The sequence below is a fragment of the Bifidobacterium leontopitheci genome, from assembly GCF_009193355.1.
GTDB classification, from domain to species: Bacteria; Actinomycetota; Actinomycetes; order Actinomycetales; family Bifidobacteriaceae; genus Bifidobacterium; species Bifidobacterium leontopitheci.
This window is the reverse complement of sequence record NZ_WBVT01000007.1, coordinates 59,906-76,817: the sequence shown is the minus strand read 5'-3', so window position 1 is coordinate 76,817 and position 16,912 is coordinate 59,906. Positions and strand designations below refer to the sequence as shown.

Below are 16,912 nucleotides of genomic sequence, written 5' to 3'. Positions count from 1 at the left end.
CTACGTTTGTTGAGGGAGCCATTATGACCAACGACATCGAACGACATGCGCCGGAAGTGTGGCGCAGGACCGCAGATGAATTGCGGCAGAGGCATGAGCCCAGTGACGGGGCGGCCCCGACGGCCTCATCCACAGGCGTGAACGTGAACGGGGCCCCGCTGCTCGGCGACACGCGCGACCTGTTCCGCCCCAAGACCGGCGACATTCCCGCCCAACCCGGCGTGTACAAGTGGCGCGACGGCGAGGGGCGCGTCATCTACGTGGGCAAGGCGAAAAGCCTTCGCAACCGGCTTACCAGCTACTTCCAGCCGCTGTACCTGCTGCACCCCCGCACCCAGACCATGGTGCTCACCGCGCGCAGCCTCGAATGGACCGTGGTAGGCACCGAGCTGGAGGCCCTGACGCTCGAATATACGTGGATCAAGGAGTTCGACCCACGCTTCAACGTGCAGTTCCGCGACGACAAGACCTACCCGTATCTGGCCATATCGGCGGGGGATGACTACCCGCGCGTGTGGGTGACCCGCAGCCGCAAACGCCGCGACAGCCGGTACTTCGGCCCCTATGCGAAAGTGTGGGAGCTTCGGCAGTCGCTCGACAGGCTGCTGCGCACCTTCCCAGTGCGGACCTGCACCCAATCCGTGTTCCACAAGGCTCAGGTGACCGGACGCCCATGCCTGTTCGCATCCATCGGCAAATGCTCGGCCCCCTGTGTGGGGCGCATCACGCCAGCCGAACATCGACGCATGTGCGAGCGGCTCGTGGGCGTGATGACCGGCAGACTCGGCAAATCCTACGTGGCCCAGCTCACGCGGGACATGAAGGCGGCCAGCGCCGAACTCGAATTCGAGAAGGCGGCCCGGCTGCGCGACGAGATTCAGATGCTGCAGACCGTCATGCAGCAGAACGCCGTCGTATTCGACCAGGGAGTGGACGCCGACGTGTTCGGCCTCGCCTCCGACGAACTGGAAGCATCCGTGCATGCGTTCACCGTTCGCGACGGTTCAATCCGAGGCGAACGCAACTGGAGCGTGGAGCGCGTGGAGGACGTCACCGACGCCGAGCTCATCGCCGACCTCATCGTGCAGGTGTATGCGGACGCTGACGCCGAAGCCAAACGCATGACGCCGAACGCCCCGCGCAGGGAAGACACCATGGCGGAAGGGCCAGTGTCCAATGCCGCCGGCGGCGAAGACGCGAACCTTCCCGCGTCGGGCACGGCGATCCGCGAACAGCGCGACGCAATCGGCTCCACGCAAAGCATGACCGCCGTGAACGCCACGGACCGGGCCCAAGCCACCCGAGAACGCCACGAGCGTCAAGACCAGACCGGCAGGGCCGACCTGCTCGCGCCGGTCGCCCCCGTGCCCCGCGAAGTGATCGTGCCGGTGGAACCGACCCGCCGCGAGGAGCTCGAAGGCTGGCTGTCCGGACTGCGCGGCGCATCAGTCACCATCCGCGTGGCCAGCCGCGGCGAGAAGAAAGCCCTCATGGACCGTGCCACGGAAAACGCCAGCCAGGCGCTCCAACGCAGCAAGATGAGCCGCATCAGCGACATGGGCGCGCGCACCGACGCCATGAATGACGTAGCCAAGGCACTGGGTCTTGCGCAGGCTCCGCTGCGCATCGAATGCTACGACATCTCCAACACCATAGGCGGCGCATTCCAGGTCGCCTCCATGGTCGTATTCGAAGACGCCATCGCCAAGCGAAGCGAATACCGGCGTTTCGCCATCCGCGGCAAGGACGGCCAAGGCGCGGTGGACGACCTGAGCGCCCTGTACGAGACGCTCACCCGACGGTTCAGACACGGCAACATCGCCGGAGACACCGGCGACAGCATCGACAACGAGCGGCGCGCCGAACACGCCCAAGCCTCCGCAGTCGACAACGAGACAGCGGACGCGGCGGGTTCAGCTCAAACCGATGCCGCCTGCACGCCTGCCGTGACCGCCGATATGAAGCCGGGCACCACCGTCGCCTGCGCGACAGGTGAATCCATGAGCATACGGAAGGACCATGACCAAGTCGTCCGGCAGAACACTGACCGCCACAGGTTCGCCTATAAGCCGAACCTCATCGTCGTCGACGGCGGCAAACCTCAGGTGATGGCCGCGGCCAAGGCATTGGCCGACTGCGGCGTGGACGACGTGGCCCTGTGCGGCCTCGCCAAACGTCTCGAAGAGGTGTGGGTGCCGGACGACGACTATCCGATCATCCTCAAACGCCAGTCCGAAGGCATGTACCTGCTGCAACGCGTGCGCGACGAATCCCACCGCTTCGCCATCACATACCATCGCCAGACCCGCCGCAAAGGAGCGCTGCGCTCCGCATTGGACGGCATCCCCGGCGTCGGCGAAGCCTACCAGAAACGGCTGCTCAAACAATTCGGCTCCGTACGCGCCATGCGCTCGGCCAGCATGGAGGATCTCATGCAGGTCAAAGGCGTAGGCGCATCCAAAGCCAAAGCCATCTACGCCGCATTGCACACTGAAGACGACGACACGGATACGAAAACGGACGCAACAGCCAACATACATACACACGACTGATCAGCAGATTGCCGCCGGCGTACGATTGCATGCACTTTGCTGGCCGCCAACCGTGCAAGGCGAGGCGCTGCAAACTATGTGCAATGGCATCTCGCCCATTGTCGCGGAACATGGGTCATTCGCCGAACAGGCACAGGTACGCGTCAATGTCGTCGTTGCCGGCGGCCGGGTACCGGTCAAGGAACCCGCGGATCTCATCGGTGGCGACATGCATCGCCTCGGCCTTCGGATATCCGTAGATGCCGCTGGAGATCAGCGGGAACGCGATGCTCTCGCATCCGAGGTCCGTGGCCAATGCCAGCGCATTGCGGTAGCAGGCGCGCAGTTGATCCTCTTCGCCGTGCCCGCCGCCCTGCCAGACCGGGCCGGCGGTGTGAATCACATACCGTGCAGGCAGATCGAAGCCGGGCGTCGCCACGGCCTCGCCGGTACGTATGGGGGAAACCCGGTCACACGCCTCCTGCAGCCGACGGGCTCCTGCCGCGCGGAAGATCGCGCCGCACACGCCGCCGCCCATGAGCAGCCGCGTGTTCGCCGCGTTCACGATCGCGTCCACGCGCATCCGAGTGATGTCCTGACGGACCAGTTGCAATGGCATGGCATAGCCCCCTTCACATTGGATTGCATCGTTCCATGAGTGCGCCGCGGCCTGTCGCCGGGGAGCGTGGAACGGGCACGCACGATGACGAGACCCACAATACAGGCATTCCCTGCAAATCCGCTTGCGTCGAGCCATCAGGACAAGCGTGAGACTTGCGGTCGGAAGCGTACGGATGGCCGTGGGCCGCGCGTCGCGCTCGGCATGGCGGCCCTGGATGCGAAACCGTCATGCCCGGTAGCCCGGTAGAATATAGGATGGTACGAGCGGATAAAGGAGAGTCATGACCCAGATCAATCAACGCTGCGCGGTGCTGGGCAAGCCGATCGCGCATTCACTGTCGCCGGTGTTGCACATGGCGGCATACCGCGCACTCGGCCTGGACGACTGGAGCTACGGGCGGCATGAGGTCGGGGAGGACGACCTTGACGGATTCCTGCGCGGCCTGGACCCGTCCTGGCGCGGCCTGAGCCTGACCATGCCGCTCAAGAAGACCATCCAGCCATACGGAACGCCCGCCGACTACTGGGCGGACCAGCTCAAAGTCGCCAACACGGCGGTGTTCGACTGGTCCAAGCCGGGATCGCAGGAGGGCCTGCCCCACATCGACCTGTACAACACCGACGTTCCCGGCATCATCTACGCCATTCAGCATGCATGCGACGTCACGCAGCGCCAGACGCTGCTCGACCACGCCGCCACCGCCGCGGTCATCGGCAACGGCAACACCGCCGAATCAGCGCTGAGCGCGATCTGCGCCATGTTCGGAGCCTCGGACGCAACGGACAGGAACGCCACCGTGATCGCCCGCCACCCGGGCCGCAACACCGACATCGCCGGCATCGTGGCGGCCCAAGGCGATGGCGGCATCGGATACGCCGAAACTCACCTCGACCACGCGGCCGACGTGTTGGCAGGCAGCGACATCGTCGTCAGCACCATCCCCGGACGGGCGGCCGACGGCATCGCCGAGGCGATCATGGACGACACCGCGTTCACACCACGTGGCGTGTTGCTCGACGTGGTGTACGACCCGCGCCCCTCCGCGCTGATCGTGGCGTGGCGGTCCAAGGGGGGCATCGCCATCGGCGGCGAGGAGATGCTGCTGTACCAGGCCATCCTGCAGGTGAAACTCATGACGGGGAAGCAGGGGGAGCGCAGGCTCCAGGGCGGCGACGCCGTCGCGACGCTTGAACCGCCGATGCGCAAGGCTCTCGAGGAGGTCCTATGACATACCGACATCATGACACGGCGGGCAGCCGTCAGGAAGCCCCGTCTCCATCGAGCAACAGCCGCCCCGCACCCGCGGACCGGTTCGAGGTGCTCCTCATCACCGGCATGTCCGGTGCAGGGCGGTCCCATGCCGCGGATTGCTTCGAGGACATGGGCTGGTATGTCGTCGACAACCTCCCGCCCAAACTGCTGATTCCCTTGGTCGACATGATGACCAGCGGCGGCGGTGAAGGCGTGCACCAGCTTGCGGCGGTCATCGACGTGCGTTCCCGGTCGTATTTCGACGATCTTGCCGCAGTACTCAGCCACCTTGACGATCTTGGCGTCAAGACCCGCATCCTGTTCCTCGACGCGAGCAACGAGGTGCTCATCAAACGCTACGAATCCGTGCGCAGGCCGCATCCGCTGCAGCATGGCAACCGGCTCATCGACGGCATCCTCGAGGAGCGCAGCCTGCTGGCCAACCTCAAGGAACGGGCGGACATGGTCATCGACACGTCGTCGCTGAGCATCCACCAGCTGTCGACCAAACTCTATGAGGCGATGCTCGGCTCCGGCCCTTCCACGGTCGCCGTCCATGTGTTCAGCTTCGGATTCAAATACGGTCTGCCCATGGACGCCGACTTCGTGATGGACGTCAGGTTCCTGCCGAACCCGTTCTGGGTGCCGGCGCTCAGGGAGCTCAACGGGCTCGACAAGCCCGTCAGCGACTACGTTCTCTCCAGTCCGGGGGCAAGCCAGTTTCTCGACGCCTACGAGCAGGCCATGCTGGTGGCGCTCGAGGGCTATGCGCACGAGGACAAGCATTTCGTCACCATCGCGGTCGGGTGCACCGGAGGCCAGCACCGTTCGGTCGCCATCAGCGAGGAGCTCGCCTCCCGGCTTCGCGCCCATGGCATCACGGTCACGGTGTCGGCGCGCGAGCTGCACCGGCAGCGTTCGTAGGAGCGCCGGGTTCGCGCCCTTCTGCGTGTCTGCGAGCCCGACGCTATGTAGTCACAATGCAGAATGCCGTTATCCAGTATCCGGTATCATCGCGTATTCTTGTCCAAGTGATTGGGTATCACAGTAAGCCGGTGGCAGTGTGGGCCTAACGCCACACAAGCCCGGGGAACATTGAGAAGAAACAGGACATAGGAGGTTGGCTCTTGGCTCTTCTGGATGATGTCAAAAGCGAGCTGGCCGCAATCGACAACGAACTTCCGGCGGCGAAAAAAGCGCAAGCTACCGCCATGATTCGTTTCGGCGGCGGGCTGCGGCTGGTGCAGCGCCAGATCATTGTGCAGGCTCAGTTCGACTCGCTCAAAGCCGCGCAATGGCTGCAGGACACCATCAGGGAACTGTATGGGCACGAAGCCCTGATGACTCAGATCTCCCGTCCTACGCCTAACGGGACGGTGGTCCAGCGCTACGTTGTGCACGTGGAGCGCGGCGGTGCGGCGCTGGCGTTGCAGACCGGTCTGCTCGACCGTCGCAAGCGTCTGGTCCGTGGACTGCCCGCGGACATCATCAGCGGGAACATCGCCCAGGTCAAGGCGGCATGGCGAGGCGCATTCCTCGCCCACGGCTCGCTGTCCGACCCGGGCAAGGCGAGCTTCCTGGAGATTATCTGCCCGACCAGCGAGGCCGCGCTGGCGCTGTCCGGTGCCGCACGCCGACTCGGCATCACCGCCAAACCGCGTCAGCTGCGCAGCTCGGAACGCATCACCCTCAAGGATCCCGACGCCATCGAGCGGATGCTCGTGCTCATGGGGGCGCCGCATTCCGCTCGCGAATGGACCGGAAAGCGCACGGACGGCGAGGCACGGGGCAAGGCCAACCGTCTGGCGAACTTCGACGACGCGAACATGCGCCGCAGCGCCAAGGCCGCCGCGGAGGCGAGCGAGAAGGTGCGCAAGGCGTTCGAGATCCTCGGTGACGACATCCCCGAGAACCTCCGCGCCGCAGGTCAGCTGCGACTCGAACACGGCGACGCCAGCCTTGAGGAGCTCGGCCGTCTCGCCGACCCGCCGATCACCAAGGACGCCATCGCCGGCCGCATCCGCCGCCTGCTGCAGCTCGCCGACAAGACCGTCAAGGCGCGTGAGAAGGATATGGCGGCTGATTCCGTCAAATGACGACGACATGATGCCGGGTGACTACCCGGATCGCCGCCGATGACAGGCGCATGCCCAGACATTTCCATAGACAGGCCGCGTCCCGCGCACATGGTGCGGGACGCGGCCTGTCTGTTGTGTTTGTTCCATGCCGCTTGTATCATTCCAATTGGCTATCACTGGCCATTCCTCGCATTTGCGGATAGGAAAGGATACATATGAAGACACTCAAGGACCTTGGGGATCTCAAGGGCAAGCGCGTTCTGATGCGCGCCGATTTCAACGTTCCGCTGGACGGCACCACGATCACCGATGATGGTCGTATCAAGGCTGCGCTGCCCACCATCAAGGAACTCCTCGCCGACGACGCGAAGGTCATCCTGATGGCGCACCTCGGCCGTCCGAAGGGCAAGGTCGTTCCCGAACTGTCCCTGGCTCCGGTCGCCAAGCGTCTTGGCGAGCTGCTCGGTGTCGACGTCAAGCTGGCGAAGGACACCTATGGCGAGGATGCCCAGGCCAAGGTCGCCGCGATGAACGACGGCGACGTGGTGCTGCTCGAGAACGTGCGCTTCAACCCGGAGGAGACCAGCAAGGATCCCGCCGTGCGCGCCCCGTACGCCAAGAAGCTTGCCGCGCTCGGCGACGTGTTCGTCTCCGACGGCTTCGGCGTCGTCCACCGCGCCCAGGGCTCCGACTACGATGTGGCCGCCGATCTGCCGGCCGCCGCCGGCAAGCTCGTCGAGAAGGAAGTCAAGGCCCTCTCCAAGGCTACCGAGAACCCGGAGCGTCCGTTCACCGTCGTGCTCGGCGGCTCCAAGGTCTCCGATAAGCTCGGCGTCATCGAGAATCTGCTCGACAAGGCCAACCGTCTCGTCATCGGCGGCGGCATGGTCTTCACCTTCCTCAAGGCCAAGGGCTACGAGGTCGGCACCTCCCTGCTCGAGGAGGACCAGCTCGACAAGGTCAAGGGCTACATTGAGACCGCCGAGAAGAACGACGTCGAACTGGTGCTCCCGACCGATATCGTCGTGAACCCGACCTTCCCGAAGTCCGATGCCGACGTCGCCCCCGAGGTCGTCCCCGCGGACGCCATCCCGGCCGACAAGATGGGCCTTGACATCGGCCCGGAGTCCCAGAAGCTCTTCCACGACAAGATCGTCGACTCCAAGACGGTCGTGTGGAACGGTCCGATGGGTGTGTTCGAGGTCGCCGCCTTCGCCGACGGCACCAAGGCCGTCGCCCAGGGTCTGGTCGACGCCACCAAGGCCGGCGCGTTCACCATCGTCGGCGGCGGCGACTCCGCCTCCGCGGTGCGCAACCTCGGCTTCCCGGAGGACGGCTTCTCGCACATCTCCACCGGCGGCGGCGCCTCCCTCGAGTTCCTCGAGGGCAAGGAGCTGCCGGGCCTGAAGGTCCTGGAGTAGTCCTCGGAGTAATCGGCTCCACAGCATACGGCTGCCGGCGGCCATGACAGGCGCCGCCGGCATCCGCATACGCAGAGCCGACGTTTGTTGAGTGAGGGGCAGGCGATGACAGTCATCGGCTGCCCCTCACTCAACACGTCACCGTATATCATCGATTCCCATGCCGCGGCCGGAACGTCGCCGCGGCGCGGACGTCCCACAGCAAAGGGAGCAGTGCCATGACGGCCAAGACCGTACGAGCCAAACGTATTCCGCTCATCGCAGGCAACTGGAAGATGAACTTCGACCATCTCGAAGCCACCTATTACGTGCAGAAACTCGTATGGCTGCTCAGGGACGCCCGATTCGACTACAGCCAGTGCGAGATCGCGCTCATGCCCCCGTTCACGTCGCTGCGCAGCGTACAGGTGCTTGTCGAAGCCGACAAGCTCAAGATCCACTACGGAGCCCAGGCGGTCTCGGTCACCACGCAGGGCGCGTTCACGGGGGACGTGTCCGCCGACATGATCGCGCATCTGGGATGCTCCTATGTCATCGTCGGCCATTCCGAACGGCGCAAATACCATCCCGAGGACGACGCGAACATCGTCGACCAGGTGCGTGCGGTCCTTGCCGCCGGCATGCAGCCCATCCTGTGCGTGGGGGAGAGTTTCGAGGAACGGCGCCAGGGCATCGAGCTGGACTTTGCCGTGGGGCAGGTGCGTGACGTGACCCGTGACCTGTCCGCGACCGAAGCGGCGAAACTCATCGTCGCCTACGAGCCGGTCTGGGCCATCGGCACAGGCATGGTGGCCACCCCGGACACCGCCCAGCAGGCGGCCAAGGCGATCCGCGGCGACATCGCGGCGATGTTCGGCGACGATGTCTCGCAGACGGTGCGCATCCTCTACGGCGGTTCCGTGTCGTCGAAGAACGCGCTCGACCTCATCGAGGAGCCCGACGTCGACGGCTTCCTCATCGGCGGTGCCTCGCTCGACCCGGACGAGATGGCACGCATCGCCAGGATCACGCTCAAGACCGTGCGCGGCCGGTGACCAGGACCCGCGGCGCGGCAGCGTTGCGGAGCTCGGCATGGCTTCTCGGCCGTCGCAGCATCGGCATATGACATCGCCGTCACCGTTTTTCAATACCCTGAGTTATACTGGCCGATAGTGTTTTATGAACTGGAGGTTCGCCATGTCCGCTTGGGCAATCGTCAAGCTTGTGCTGCAGATCGTTCTCGTCGTCTTCAGCCTGCTGCTCACCCTGCTTATTCTCATGCACAAGGGTAAGGGCGGCGGTCTGTCCGACATGTTCGGCGGCGGTCTCACCCAGAACGCTGGCTCCTCCGGCGTCGCCGAGAAGAACCTGAACCGCTGGACCGTCATCATCGCCCTGCTGTGGGTCGCGATCATCATCGGCCTCGGCCTGATGACCAAGTTCAGCCTCGCCTGATCAATACCAGATTTTCAGCAATGAGCCATGGCCTCAAGGTCATGGCTCATCTTCGTTTCGCCAGCATCCCGTCAGCGTCCCCAGAGGAGCATCAACCATGGTCACCATGAACCGCAACAAGGTCGTCATCGTCGGCACAGGGACTGTCGGTTCCACCGCCGCGTTCGCCATCGTCACGCACGGCCTGTGCAACGAGCTCGTACTCATCGATCATTTCGCCGACAAGGCACGCGGAGAGGCTCACGACCTTGACGACGGCAGCGAATTCCAGGACCGTCACGTCAAAGTGCATGAGGGGGATTATTCCGACTGCCGCGATGCGGACATCGTCGTCATCACGGTCGGACGCAAACCGCCAGCAGGATCGAACCGGCTCGCCGAACTCGGCTTCACGGTCGGACTCGTCGGCGATGTCGTCGACAACGTCATGGCCTCGGGATTCAACGGCGTGATCGTCATGGTCTCCAACCCGGTCGACGTCATGGCCTGGTATGCGTGGAAGCGTTCCGGCCTGCCGCGCACGCAGGTGCTCGGCACCGGCACCGCGCTCGACACGTCCCGTCTCAAGACCATCATCGGAGAGGAGACCGGTCTCGACCCGCGTAACGTCGGCGGTTTCGTCATGGGCGAGCACGGCGACTCCCAGTTCGCCGCATGGTCCACTGTATCGTTGGGCGGCAAGCCGTTCGCCAAGTTCCTTGCCGACAACCAGAGCCGTTTCGCCTCCGTCTCCACCGCCGAGATCGAACGCAAGACCCGCATGCGCGGCGACGAGATCGTCGCCGCCAAGCACGGCACGAACTTCGGCATCGCCTCCACGGTCGCCGGCATCGTGCAGACGATCCTGTGGGACGAACGCCGCATCGTTCCCGTCTCCACGTTGCTTGACGGCGAATACGGCGAGCATGACGTGTTCCTCGGCGTGCCCACCGAGCTTCGCGCCAATGGCGCCAACGAGATCGTGGAACTCGACCTGACCGATGAGGAGCATGCCAAGCTGCATCATTCGGCCGAACTGATCCGCTCGTACTGCAAGGGACTGCTGTGACCGAATCGACCACCATCGCCAAAGCCTCACCCAAGCTCATCGTCGCCGATCTTGACGGCACACTGCTGCATGGCGCGCCGACATTCGAAGGTCGGTTCATCACCCAGCGGTCCATCGACACGGTCACGCGGATGCATGACGCCGGATACCGGTTCGCCGTCGCCACAGCACGGCCGGTGAGCACCGGATACGCGTTCGCCCGCAGACTCCCGGTCGATGCGGTCATCTACCTCAACGGCGCGCTCATCGACTTCGACCCCGCGGCATCGGACTACGAGATGCTCACCTCCGGCATCATGCCCCAGGACGGTCACCTCATGAAGATCGGGTTCCCCTCACAGCGTGCCAGCGAGGTCTGCCGTGAACTGCTCGACGCCATGCCCGGCCTCAAGGTCGGCATCGTCATGGACGACGTCCGCTACACGAACTTCGACGTGAGCGTGTACTGGAAGACCCAGACCTGGCGGTTCACCGACTTCACCGACATTCCGGACGGCATCGCCGACAAGCTCATCGTGTTCCCCGAGCAGGACCAGTGGGACCGGCTGCGCACTCTGGTGCCTGATGATTTCGCCGTATCCATCTCCGAAGGCACCATGTGGATGCTCATGAACCCGCTCGCCAACAAACGCCACGCGATGCTGACCCTCTGCGAACACATGGGCATTCCGGCGGCGCAGACCGTCAGCTTCGGCGACGACCTCATCGACATCGACATGATGGAGGCGTCCGGCATCGGCGTGGCCGTGGCCAACGCCAATCCGAAGGTATTGTCGATCGCCGACGAGACCTGTCCGGCCAACGACGAGGACGGTGTCGCCCAGTGGATCGAAAGCCGTCTGCTCGCCTGAAGCGCCTTAACCCGATTGGAAGAAGGGACACGGCCGTAACGATGACCATGCTGCTGCGCACGTTCCCGGCGCTCACGTCGCTGCGCGCCCCCGACGTCATCGCTCGCATCCGTGACCTGATCGGCAAGCGGTAGGGAAAGGAACCATGCAGTCATGAGCCTGAAGCCGCACACCGATGGCGGCGGCATGGGAACGAAACCGGTGGCGCGGCTTGCGCTGTCCATGTCGATCCCCACCATCGTCGCCCAAGGCGCCAACGTCTCCTACACCATCATCGACCGCATGTTCATCGGCCATATCCCCGGTGTCGGCGACGCGGCGATGACGGCGGTCGGCATCTGCTTCCCGATCCTGCTTGCCGTCACCTCGTTCGCCTACCTCATCGGTTCGGGCGGCGCCCCACGGGCCTCCATAGAACTCGGCCGAGGCAATTTCAAACGCGCCGAACGCATATTGGGCACCAGCACGGCCGCACTGCTGGCCATCGCCGCGGCGCTGACCATCATCCTCCAGCTCGCGAAGCGGCCGGTACTGTACGCGTTCGGGGCGAGCGACACGACCATCGGCTACGCGACGGACTTCCTCACCGTCTACCTGTGCGGCACCGTGTTCGTGCAGTTGACGATCGGCCTCAACAATTTCATCTCGGCGCAGGGCAAGACCACGATCGCCATGCTGTCGGTGCTCATCGGCACCGGAGTCAGCCTGCTGCTCGACCCACTGTTCATCTTCGTGTTCGGCTGGGGCGTGCGAGGAGCGGCAGCGGCGAACGTGATCGCCCAACTGATATCCTCCGTCTGGATCGTGGCGTTCCTCGCGTCCGGGCGAAGCGCCATACGGCTGCGGCCGTCGAACATCCGCTTCACACGGGTCATCATCCCAGTGCTGACGCTCGGCCTCGCGCCGTTCATCATGCAGATCACCGAATGCCTCATCAACGTGGTGTTCAACGTCGGACTGCAACGCTACGGCGGCGACGATTACGTGACCGCCATCACCATCATCACCTCGCTGATGCAGATCGTCAGCGTGCTCACCGCCGGCTTCCAGCAGGGCATCCAGCCAATCGTCGGCTACAATTACGGCGCCCGGCTCATGGACCGCGTCGGGCAGGCCATCCGCATGGCGTTCGTCACCCAGCTGGTGTCGACCACGGTCATGGTGTCGTTCCTGGCCGCGTTCCCCGCGTTCTTCGCCTCATGGTTCACCTCGAACCCGTCCGTCGTGGCCATCGTCGTCGCGATGATGCCGGTCTTCGTCAGCGGGTGGGGCATATTCGGCATACAGATGGGTGCGCAATGCGCGCTTGTCGGCATGGGCCAAGCGAAACAGTCCATCTTCCTCGCCGTGTTCCGCAAGATCATCCTGCTGGTGCCGCTTGCGCTGGCGTTGCCGCATTGGCTGGGCGTGTCCGGTATCTTCCTCGCCGAGCCTATCTCCGACGCGACGTCCGGCATCGTGGCCGGCGTGCTGTTCTTCTTTACTTATCGTCGGATTCGTGCCGCAGCCGACAGTGACAGCCAGCAGTGACGGCCGCCGGTGATGTTGCGCTGGCGACGTTGCGCTGGCGATATTGTTGCAGTGAGATACGCGGATTTGTAAATGAAATCTGTATCGGGGATTGCGATACGGCGCTGACGGGATAGTGTTGGATGCAAGGGCGGACCGCCACGACAAGACAGGAGGCCGGCCCCTCCATCGACAGGCACGGAGGTGCTCTCATGAACAGGGTAATGAAGCCGGCGGCGGCAACGAAGAGCCCCGGCATAGGGGTGACGGCATATGCCGTCATGACGGCCATCGCCGCATTGACCGGTGCGGCGGTGTCGTTCGCGCCACTGTATGTGGACATCTGGGGCGGCGAGATGATGCATCCGGAATGCCCGGTGATCAACAGGATGTCCTACTACACCAGCGGACCGTACCCCGGCTCGGGGGACATGTACGGCGACTGCCTGACGCCGCTGCCGTGGTATGCGGCCATCACAGCGATCGCCCTGGTCATGACCGTTACGGGCACCGTGGTCATGCTGCAGTTCGTCGCGGCGTCTGCGCGGATGCGGAAGGCTGGGCGGTCAAAGCCGGCGTACCGTATGCTGGCTTGGCTGGTGGTTCCGTTGCTCGCGGCGGTCGCCTTGCTCGTGTGGGGCGGCAACTGGGAAAACATCGTGGTCTGGCTGATATCGGCTGCGGTGTGGGCGGCGTATGCGCTCCTATCTCTTCGCGGCGGCAGCGATGACAGTGCGTCTGGCACCGGGCATACGACCGCCATCATCCGGCAGGTGCTGCTGGCCGTGGCGACAGGCGTCATGCCGTTGTTCGTCGCCGAATACGCATTGTCGGACTACATCAACATGAGCGGCGGGGCATACGCCGCCTTCTGTCTGGGATTGATGGCGTTCGCCCTGACGATGCTGCCGTCCACGCTGCATGAAAGCCGTGAGCCTGCGTCCCGCGGTGTGACCGTCCACCGTATCATCGTCAGCATCGTCGCAGTATTGTCATGGGTGTGGTTTGCGGCGATGACGTGGACGTACCGTTCGCACGGATTGACCGCAACCGACTTCTGCCCGGCGACCGGCGTCCGGGAGCATGGCATCGGCATGACGGCAACCTGCATCGGCTCAGGTGCGCTAGATACGCTGCGAACGCTGATGCTGACGCTCCCGGCGGTCTCCGGAGTGTTGCTGGTGCTCGCCTGCGTCTGCATCTGGACGAACAGGCGTCGCACCGCGACCGTCCTCATACTCAGCGGATCACTGATCGCAGCAGCGGCGTTCGGCCTCGCCTTCACGCTCGTCGTCTGAGTGTCGGTCTACTGGACGGCATAGCGAATCAACTATGCCGGCCAGCAGACCGACGCATGCCGGAACCACCCATCCCAGCTGGTACTGTGACCATGGCAGCAGACGCAACATGGCGGCCAGCCATGGAATCGAACCGCCGAACACGTCGGCGAGCGACACCACGCACGACAGGAACGCGGGGACGGCGGTGCACGCCACAGTCCACTGGTAGATGCGCGGCAGACGCGAGCCGAGCAGACCATGGGTCAACGCGAGCAGCACCAGCACGATGGCGATCGGATACAAGGCGGCAAGCACGGGAACCGAAACCTCGATGATCAGGCTCAGACCGGCGTTCGACACGATGACGCTGAACACGGTGAACGCGACCTGCCATGCCCGGTAGCTCACCGGACGGCCGAACACCGTGGGGAACGTGTCATGAAAATAGGTCGCGCATGTGCAGATGAGACCGGTGCACACGTTCAGGCACGCGATGACGAACACCAATCCCAGGAACACGGTGCCCATGGTGCCGAACAGCGACGAGGTGAGATTGGTGAGCACGGTCGCTCCGGTATCGGTCGCGGGATCGATGGTCCTGATCGAGCCGGAGACGACACCGACATAGCTCAGCGCGGCATAGATGAGAATCAGCAGCACGCCTGTGCCAAGACCGGCGTATGCGGTCTCGCGACGTACCTGCATCTCATCGTCGATGTGTTCGGCGCGGATGTTGGCCGAGATCACGATGCCGAAATACAGTGCGGCCAGCAAATCCATGGTCTGGTAGCCGTCGAGAAAGCCGCGTGACATCTGGTTGGTCCGGTAGTTGCCGGACGGCGGTGGAACGGTTCCGTCACCATGGACGAGACAGCTGACGAACAGCACGGCGATGAGCACGAGCAGCAGTGGCCCCATGAACCGTCCAAGCACGTTGGACAGCCGTTCGGGATGCTGGGCGAACACGAACGACAGCGCGAAGAACACCAGCGAATAGCCGAGACGCCACAGCCAGACGGGACCATCGGCGACGAGGGGGACGACCATCATCTCGAACGAGGTCGTCGCTGTACGGGGGATGGCGAAGCACGGGCCGATCGTCAGGATGATCGCCATGCCGAGCGCCAAGCCGAACCTGGGGGAGACGCGGGAGGCGAGATGGTCGAAGCCGCCCGCGAATGTGACGGCGAGCACGCCGAGGATCGGCAGGCCGACCGCCGAGACGATGAACCCGATCGATGCCGGCAGTGACGCGCCGCCTGCCTGCGCTCCGACGAACGGCGGGAAAATCAGGTTGCCCGCGCCGAAGAACATCGAAAAGAACGTGAACGCCATCAGCAGACGTTGCCGGGCGCCCAGCCGGCCAGTCGCTGTGGTGATGGTATTTGGCATTGGTGCCCTCCGGGGTCATACCTGTCGTTTGTCGTGATTATCCGAGCCGAACCTATCAGCTGGGCGTCGCATTGGTCAAGGGAAACCGTCGCACATGACACGATTCGGTTCGCGTATCGGTCGTTGCAGACAAGCCGACACACAATGACGGTACGATGCGTAATCCATCAGGCGGTTTCGCCTGCCGACCGTCGATACGCGCAGTCATCGTGACATGAGGAGGTTCTTATGCCGGTCATATCCCAGCGTGCCCAGCAGGCACTGTATCCCAGCGTCAGGGAGATGTTCGAACTGGCGGCCGGCGTTCCCGACGCCGTGTCGTTCGCCATCGGGGAGCCGGGATTCGACACGCCGCGTCCGATGATCGACGCCGCATACCAGGCGGCGATCCATGGCGACACCCATTACACGCCGAACCGTGGCACCGCGGCACTGCGGTCCGCCTGGTGCCGGTACCGCGGGCGGCAGGACGGCATCGTCTATGATCCGGATACGGACATCATCATCACCGCAGGCGGCATGGAAGCCATGTATCTGGCGATGATCGCCACCCTGGACCCCGGCGACGACATCCTCATTCCGGACCCCGGGTACGCGAACTACTTCGGGCAGGTGCAGATGGTGCAGGCGAACGTCGTGCCGGTTCCGCTTTACGAACGGAACGGGTTCCGCATGCGCGCCGAGGACGTCGAGGCTGCGGTCACGCCACGCACTCGTGCGCTGCTGCTGAATTCGCCGTCGAACCCGACCGGAGCGGTCATTGCGCCCGATGAGCTGGAGGCGATCGCACAGGTGGCGAAGCGGCACGATCTGTGGGTGATCAGCGACGAAGTGTATCGCGCGTTCGTCTATGACGAGGATGTCAGCTGCCTGTCGATCGCTGCGATGCAGGGAATGCAGGAGCGGACCATCGTCGTCGACTCGTTCTCGAAGACGTTCGCCATGACCGGATGGCGTATCGGATGCGCGCTCGGCCCGAAGGCCGTCATCGACCGGATGATGGTCATGCAGGAGAATGTGGTCTCCTGTGTGCCGGGCGCACTGCAGGCCGGGGCGGTTGCGGCGTTGGATGGTTCCGCGGACATCCTGACGACGATGACCGCCGCATATCGTCGCAATCGGGACATGGTCGTCAGCGCCGTCGCCGACATGCCGTTGGTGAGCTGCAACGTGCCGGACGGTGCGTTCTATGTGCTCATCAACGTCAAGGCGACGGACATGGACGACCACGATTTTGCGATTCGGCTGCTACGTGAGGCGAAGGTCGTGGTGACGCCGGCATCCGGCTTCGGCGAGCGTGGCCGTGACTACGTACGGCTGTCCTATGTCGGCACGGCAGAGGACACGGCCGAAGGGTTGCGACGCATGCGTGCGTGGCTGCAGCGGCTTGCGGAACGCTGAACGTCGGCGGGGGGGGTGCAATGCCCGGCCGGGAATCCTCGCAGCATATGGAATATGACAAGGGGCGGTGTTACCTGATTGGTCAGGTAACACC

General features: G+C 64.1%; 14 protein-coding genes. 12 read left to right on the top strand and 2 right to left on the bottom strand.

Annotated features, from left to right (window positions below; all coding sequences use genetic code 11):
• Positions 1–23: 23 nt before the first annotated feature.
• Positions 24–2,552: an excinuclease ABC subunit UvrC gene (gene uvrC / locus F7D09_RS03740; protein ID WP_152234073.1), complete on the top strand. Its 2,529-nt coding sequence runs from the start codon at positions 24–26 to the stop codon at positions 2,550–2,552.
• Between the two features lie 115 nt (positions 2,553–2,667).
• On the opposite strand, the gene F7D09_RS03735 is transcribed toward uvrC, so the two are convergent.
• Complete coding sequence (locus F7D09_RS03735) at positions 2,668–3,150, bottom strand: macro domain-containing protein (RefSeq protein ID WP_152234072.1); 483 nt, start codon at positions 3,148–3,150, stop codon at positions 2,668–2,670.
• Between the two features lie 283 nt (positions 3,151–3,433).
• On the opposite strand from F7D09_RS03735, the gene F7D09_RS03730 reads away from it, so the two are divergent.
• The 10 genes from F7D09_RS03730 (at position 3,434) to F7D09_RS03685 (ending at position 14,043) form a co-directional block, all read left to right on the top strand.
• The gene (locus tag F7D09_RS03730; RefSeq protein WP_152234071.1) at positions 3,434–4,381 is read left to right on the top strand and encodes a shikimate dehydrogenase family protein; all 948 of its coding nucleotides are present in this window, start codon (positions 3,434–3,436) and stop codon (positions 4,379–4,381) included.
• The gene (gene rapZ / locus F7D09_RS03725; RefSeq protein WP_152234070.1) at positions 4,378–5,328 is read left to right on the top strand and encodes an RNase adapter RapZ; all 951 of its coding nucleotides are present in this window, start codon (positions 4,378–4,380) and stop codon (positions 5,326–5,328) included. The genes F7D09_RS03730 and rapZ overlap by 4 nt, the downstream gene beginning before the upstream one ends.
• A gap of 203 nt (positions 5,329–5,531) precedes the next feature.
• Positions 5,532–6,500, top strand: a complete 969-nt coding sequence (gene whiA / locus F7D09_RS03720; protein WP_152234069.1) for a DNA-binding protein WhiA — start codon at positions 5,532–5,534, stop codon at positions 6,498–6,500.
• 197 nt (positions 6,501–6,697) lie between these two features.
• A complete protein-coding gene (locus F7D09_RS03715; protein ID WP_152234068.1) occupies positions 6,698–7,903 on the top strand; it encodes a phosphoglycerate kinase in 1,206 nt (401 codons plus the stop codon).
• 218 nt (positions 7,904–8,121) lie between these two features.
• Positions 8,122–8,937 (top strand): triose-phosphate isomerase, encoded by an 816-nt coding sequence (tpiA, locus tag F7D09_RS03710; RefSeq protein ID WP_152234067.1) that lies wholly within the window; start codon positions 8,122–8,124, stop codon positions 8,935–8,937.
• Positions 8,938–9,079: 142 nt separating this feature from the next.
• A complete protein-coding gene (gene secG, locus F7D09_RS03705) occupies positions 9,080–9,337 on the top strand; it encodes a preprotein translocase subunit SecG (protein ID WP_152234066.1) in 258 nt (85 codons plus the stop codon).
• A gap of 97 nt (positions 9,338–9,434) precedes the next feature.
• The gene (locus tag F7D09_RS03700; RefSeq protein WP_152234065.1) at positions 9,435–10,385 is read left to right on the top strand and encodes an L-lactate dehydrogenase; all 951 of its coding nucleotides are present in this window, start codon (positions 9,435–9,437) and stop codon (positions 10,383–10,385) included.
• The gene (locus F7D09_RS03695) at positions 10,382–11,236 is read left to right on the top strand and encodes an HAD family hydrolase (protein ID WP_226835922.1); all 855 of its coding nucleotides are present in this window, start codon (positions 10,382–10,384) and stop codon (positions 11,234–11,236) included. The genes F7D09_RS03700 and F7D09_RS03695 overlap by 4 nt, the downstream gene beginning before the upstream one ends.
• A 153-nt stretch (positions 11,237–11,389) precedes the next feature.
• On the top strand, positions 11,390–12,766 hold the full coding sequence (locus tag F7D09_RS03690; RefSeq protein WP_152234064.1) for an MATE family efflux transporter: 1,377 nt from the start codon (positions 11,390–11,392) through the stop codon (positions 12,764–12,766).
• 191 nt (positions 12,767–12,957) lie between these two features.
• On the top strand, positions 12,958–14,043 hold the full coding sequence (locus F7D09_RS03685; protein ID WP_152234063.1) for a hypothetical protein: 1,086 nt from the start codon (positions 12,958–12,960) through the stop codon (positions 14,041–14,043).
• Here F7D09_RS03685 and brnQ read toward each other — a convergent pair.
• Positions 13,993–15,417, bottom strand: coding sequence for a branched-chain amino acid transport system II carrier protein (brnQ, locus tag F7D09_RS03680; RefSeq protein WP_226835920.1), 1,425 nt, complete (start codon positions 15,415–15,417; stop codon positions 13,993–13,995). The genes F7D09_RS03685 and brnQ overlap by 51 nt on opposite strands.
• A gap of 228 nt (positions 15,418–15,645) precedes the next feature.
• On the opposite strand from brnQ, the gene F7D09_RS03675 reads away from it, so the two are divergent.
• Positions 15,646–16,818 carry a pyridoxal phosphate-dependent aminotransferase gene (locus tag F7D09_RS03675; protein ID WP_152234062.1) on the top strand — a complete coding sequence of 391 codons (1,173 nt, stop codon included), beginning with the start codon at positions 15,646–15,648 and terminating at the stop codon, positions 16,816–16,818.
• Positions 16,819–16,912 lie beyond the last annotated feature (94 nt).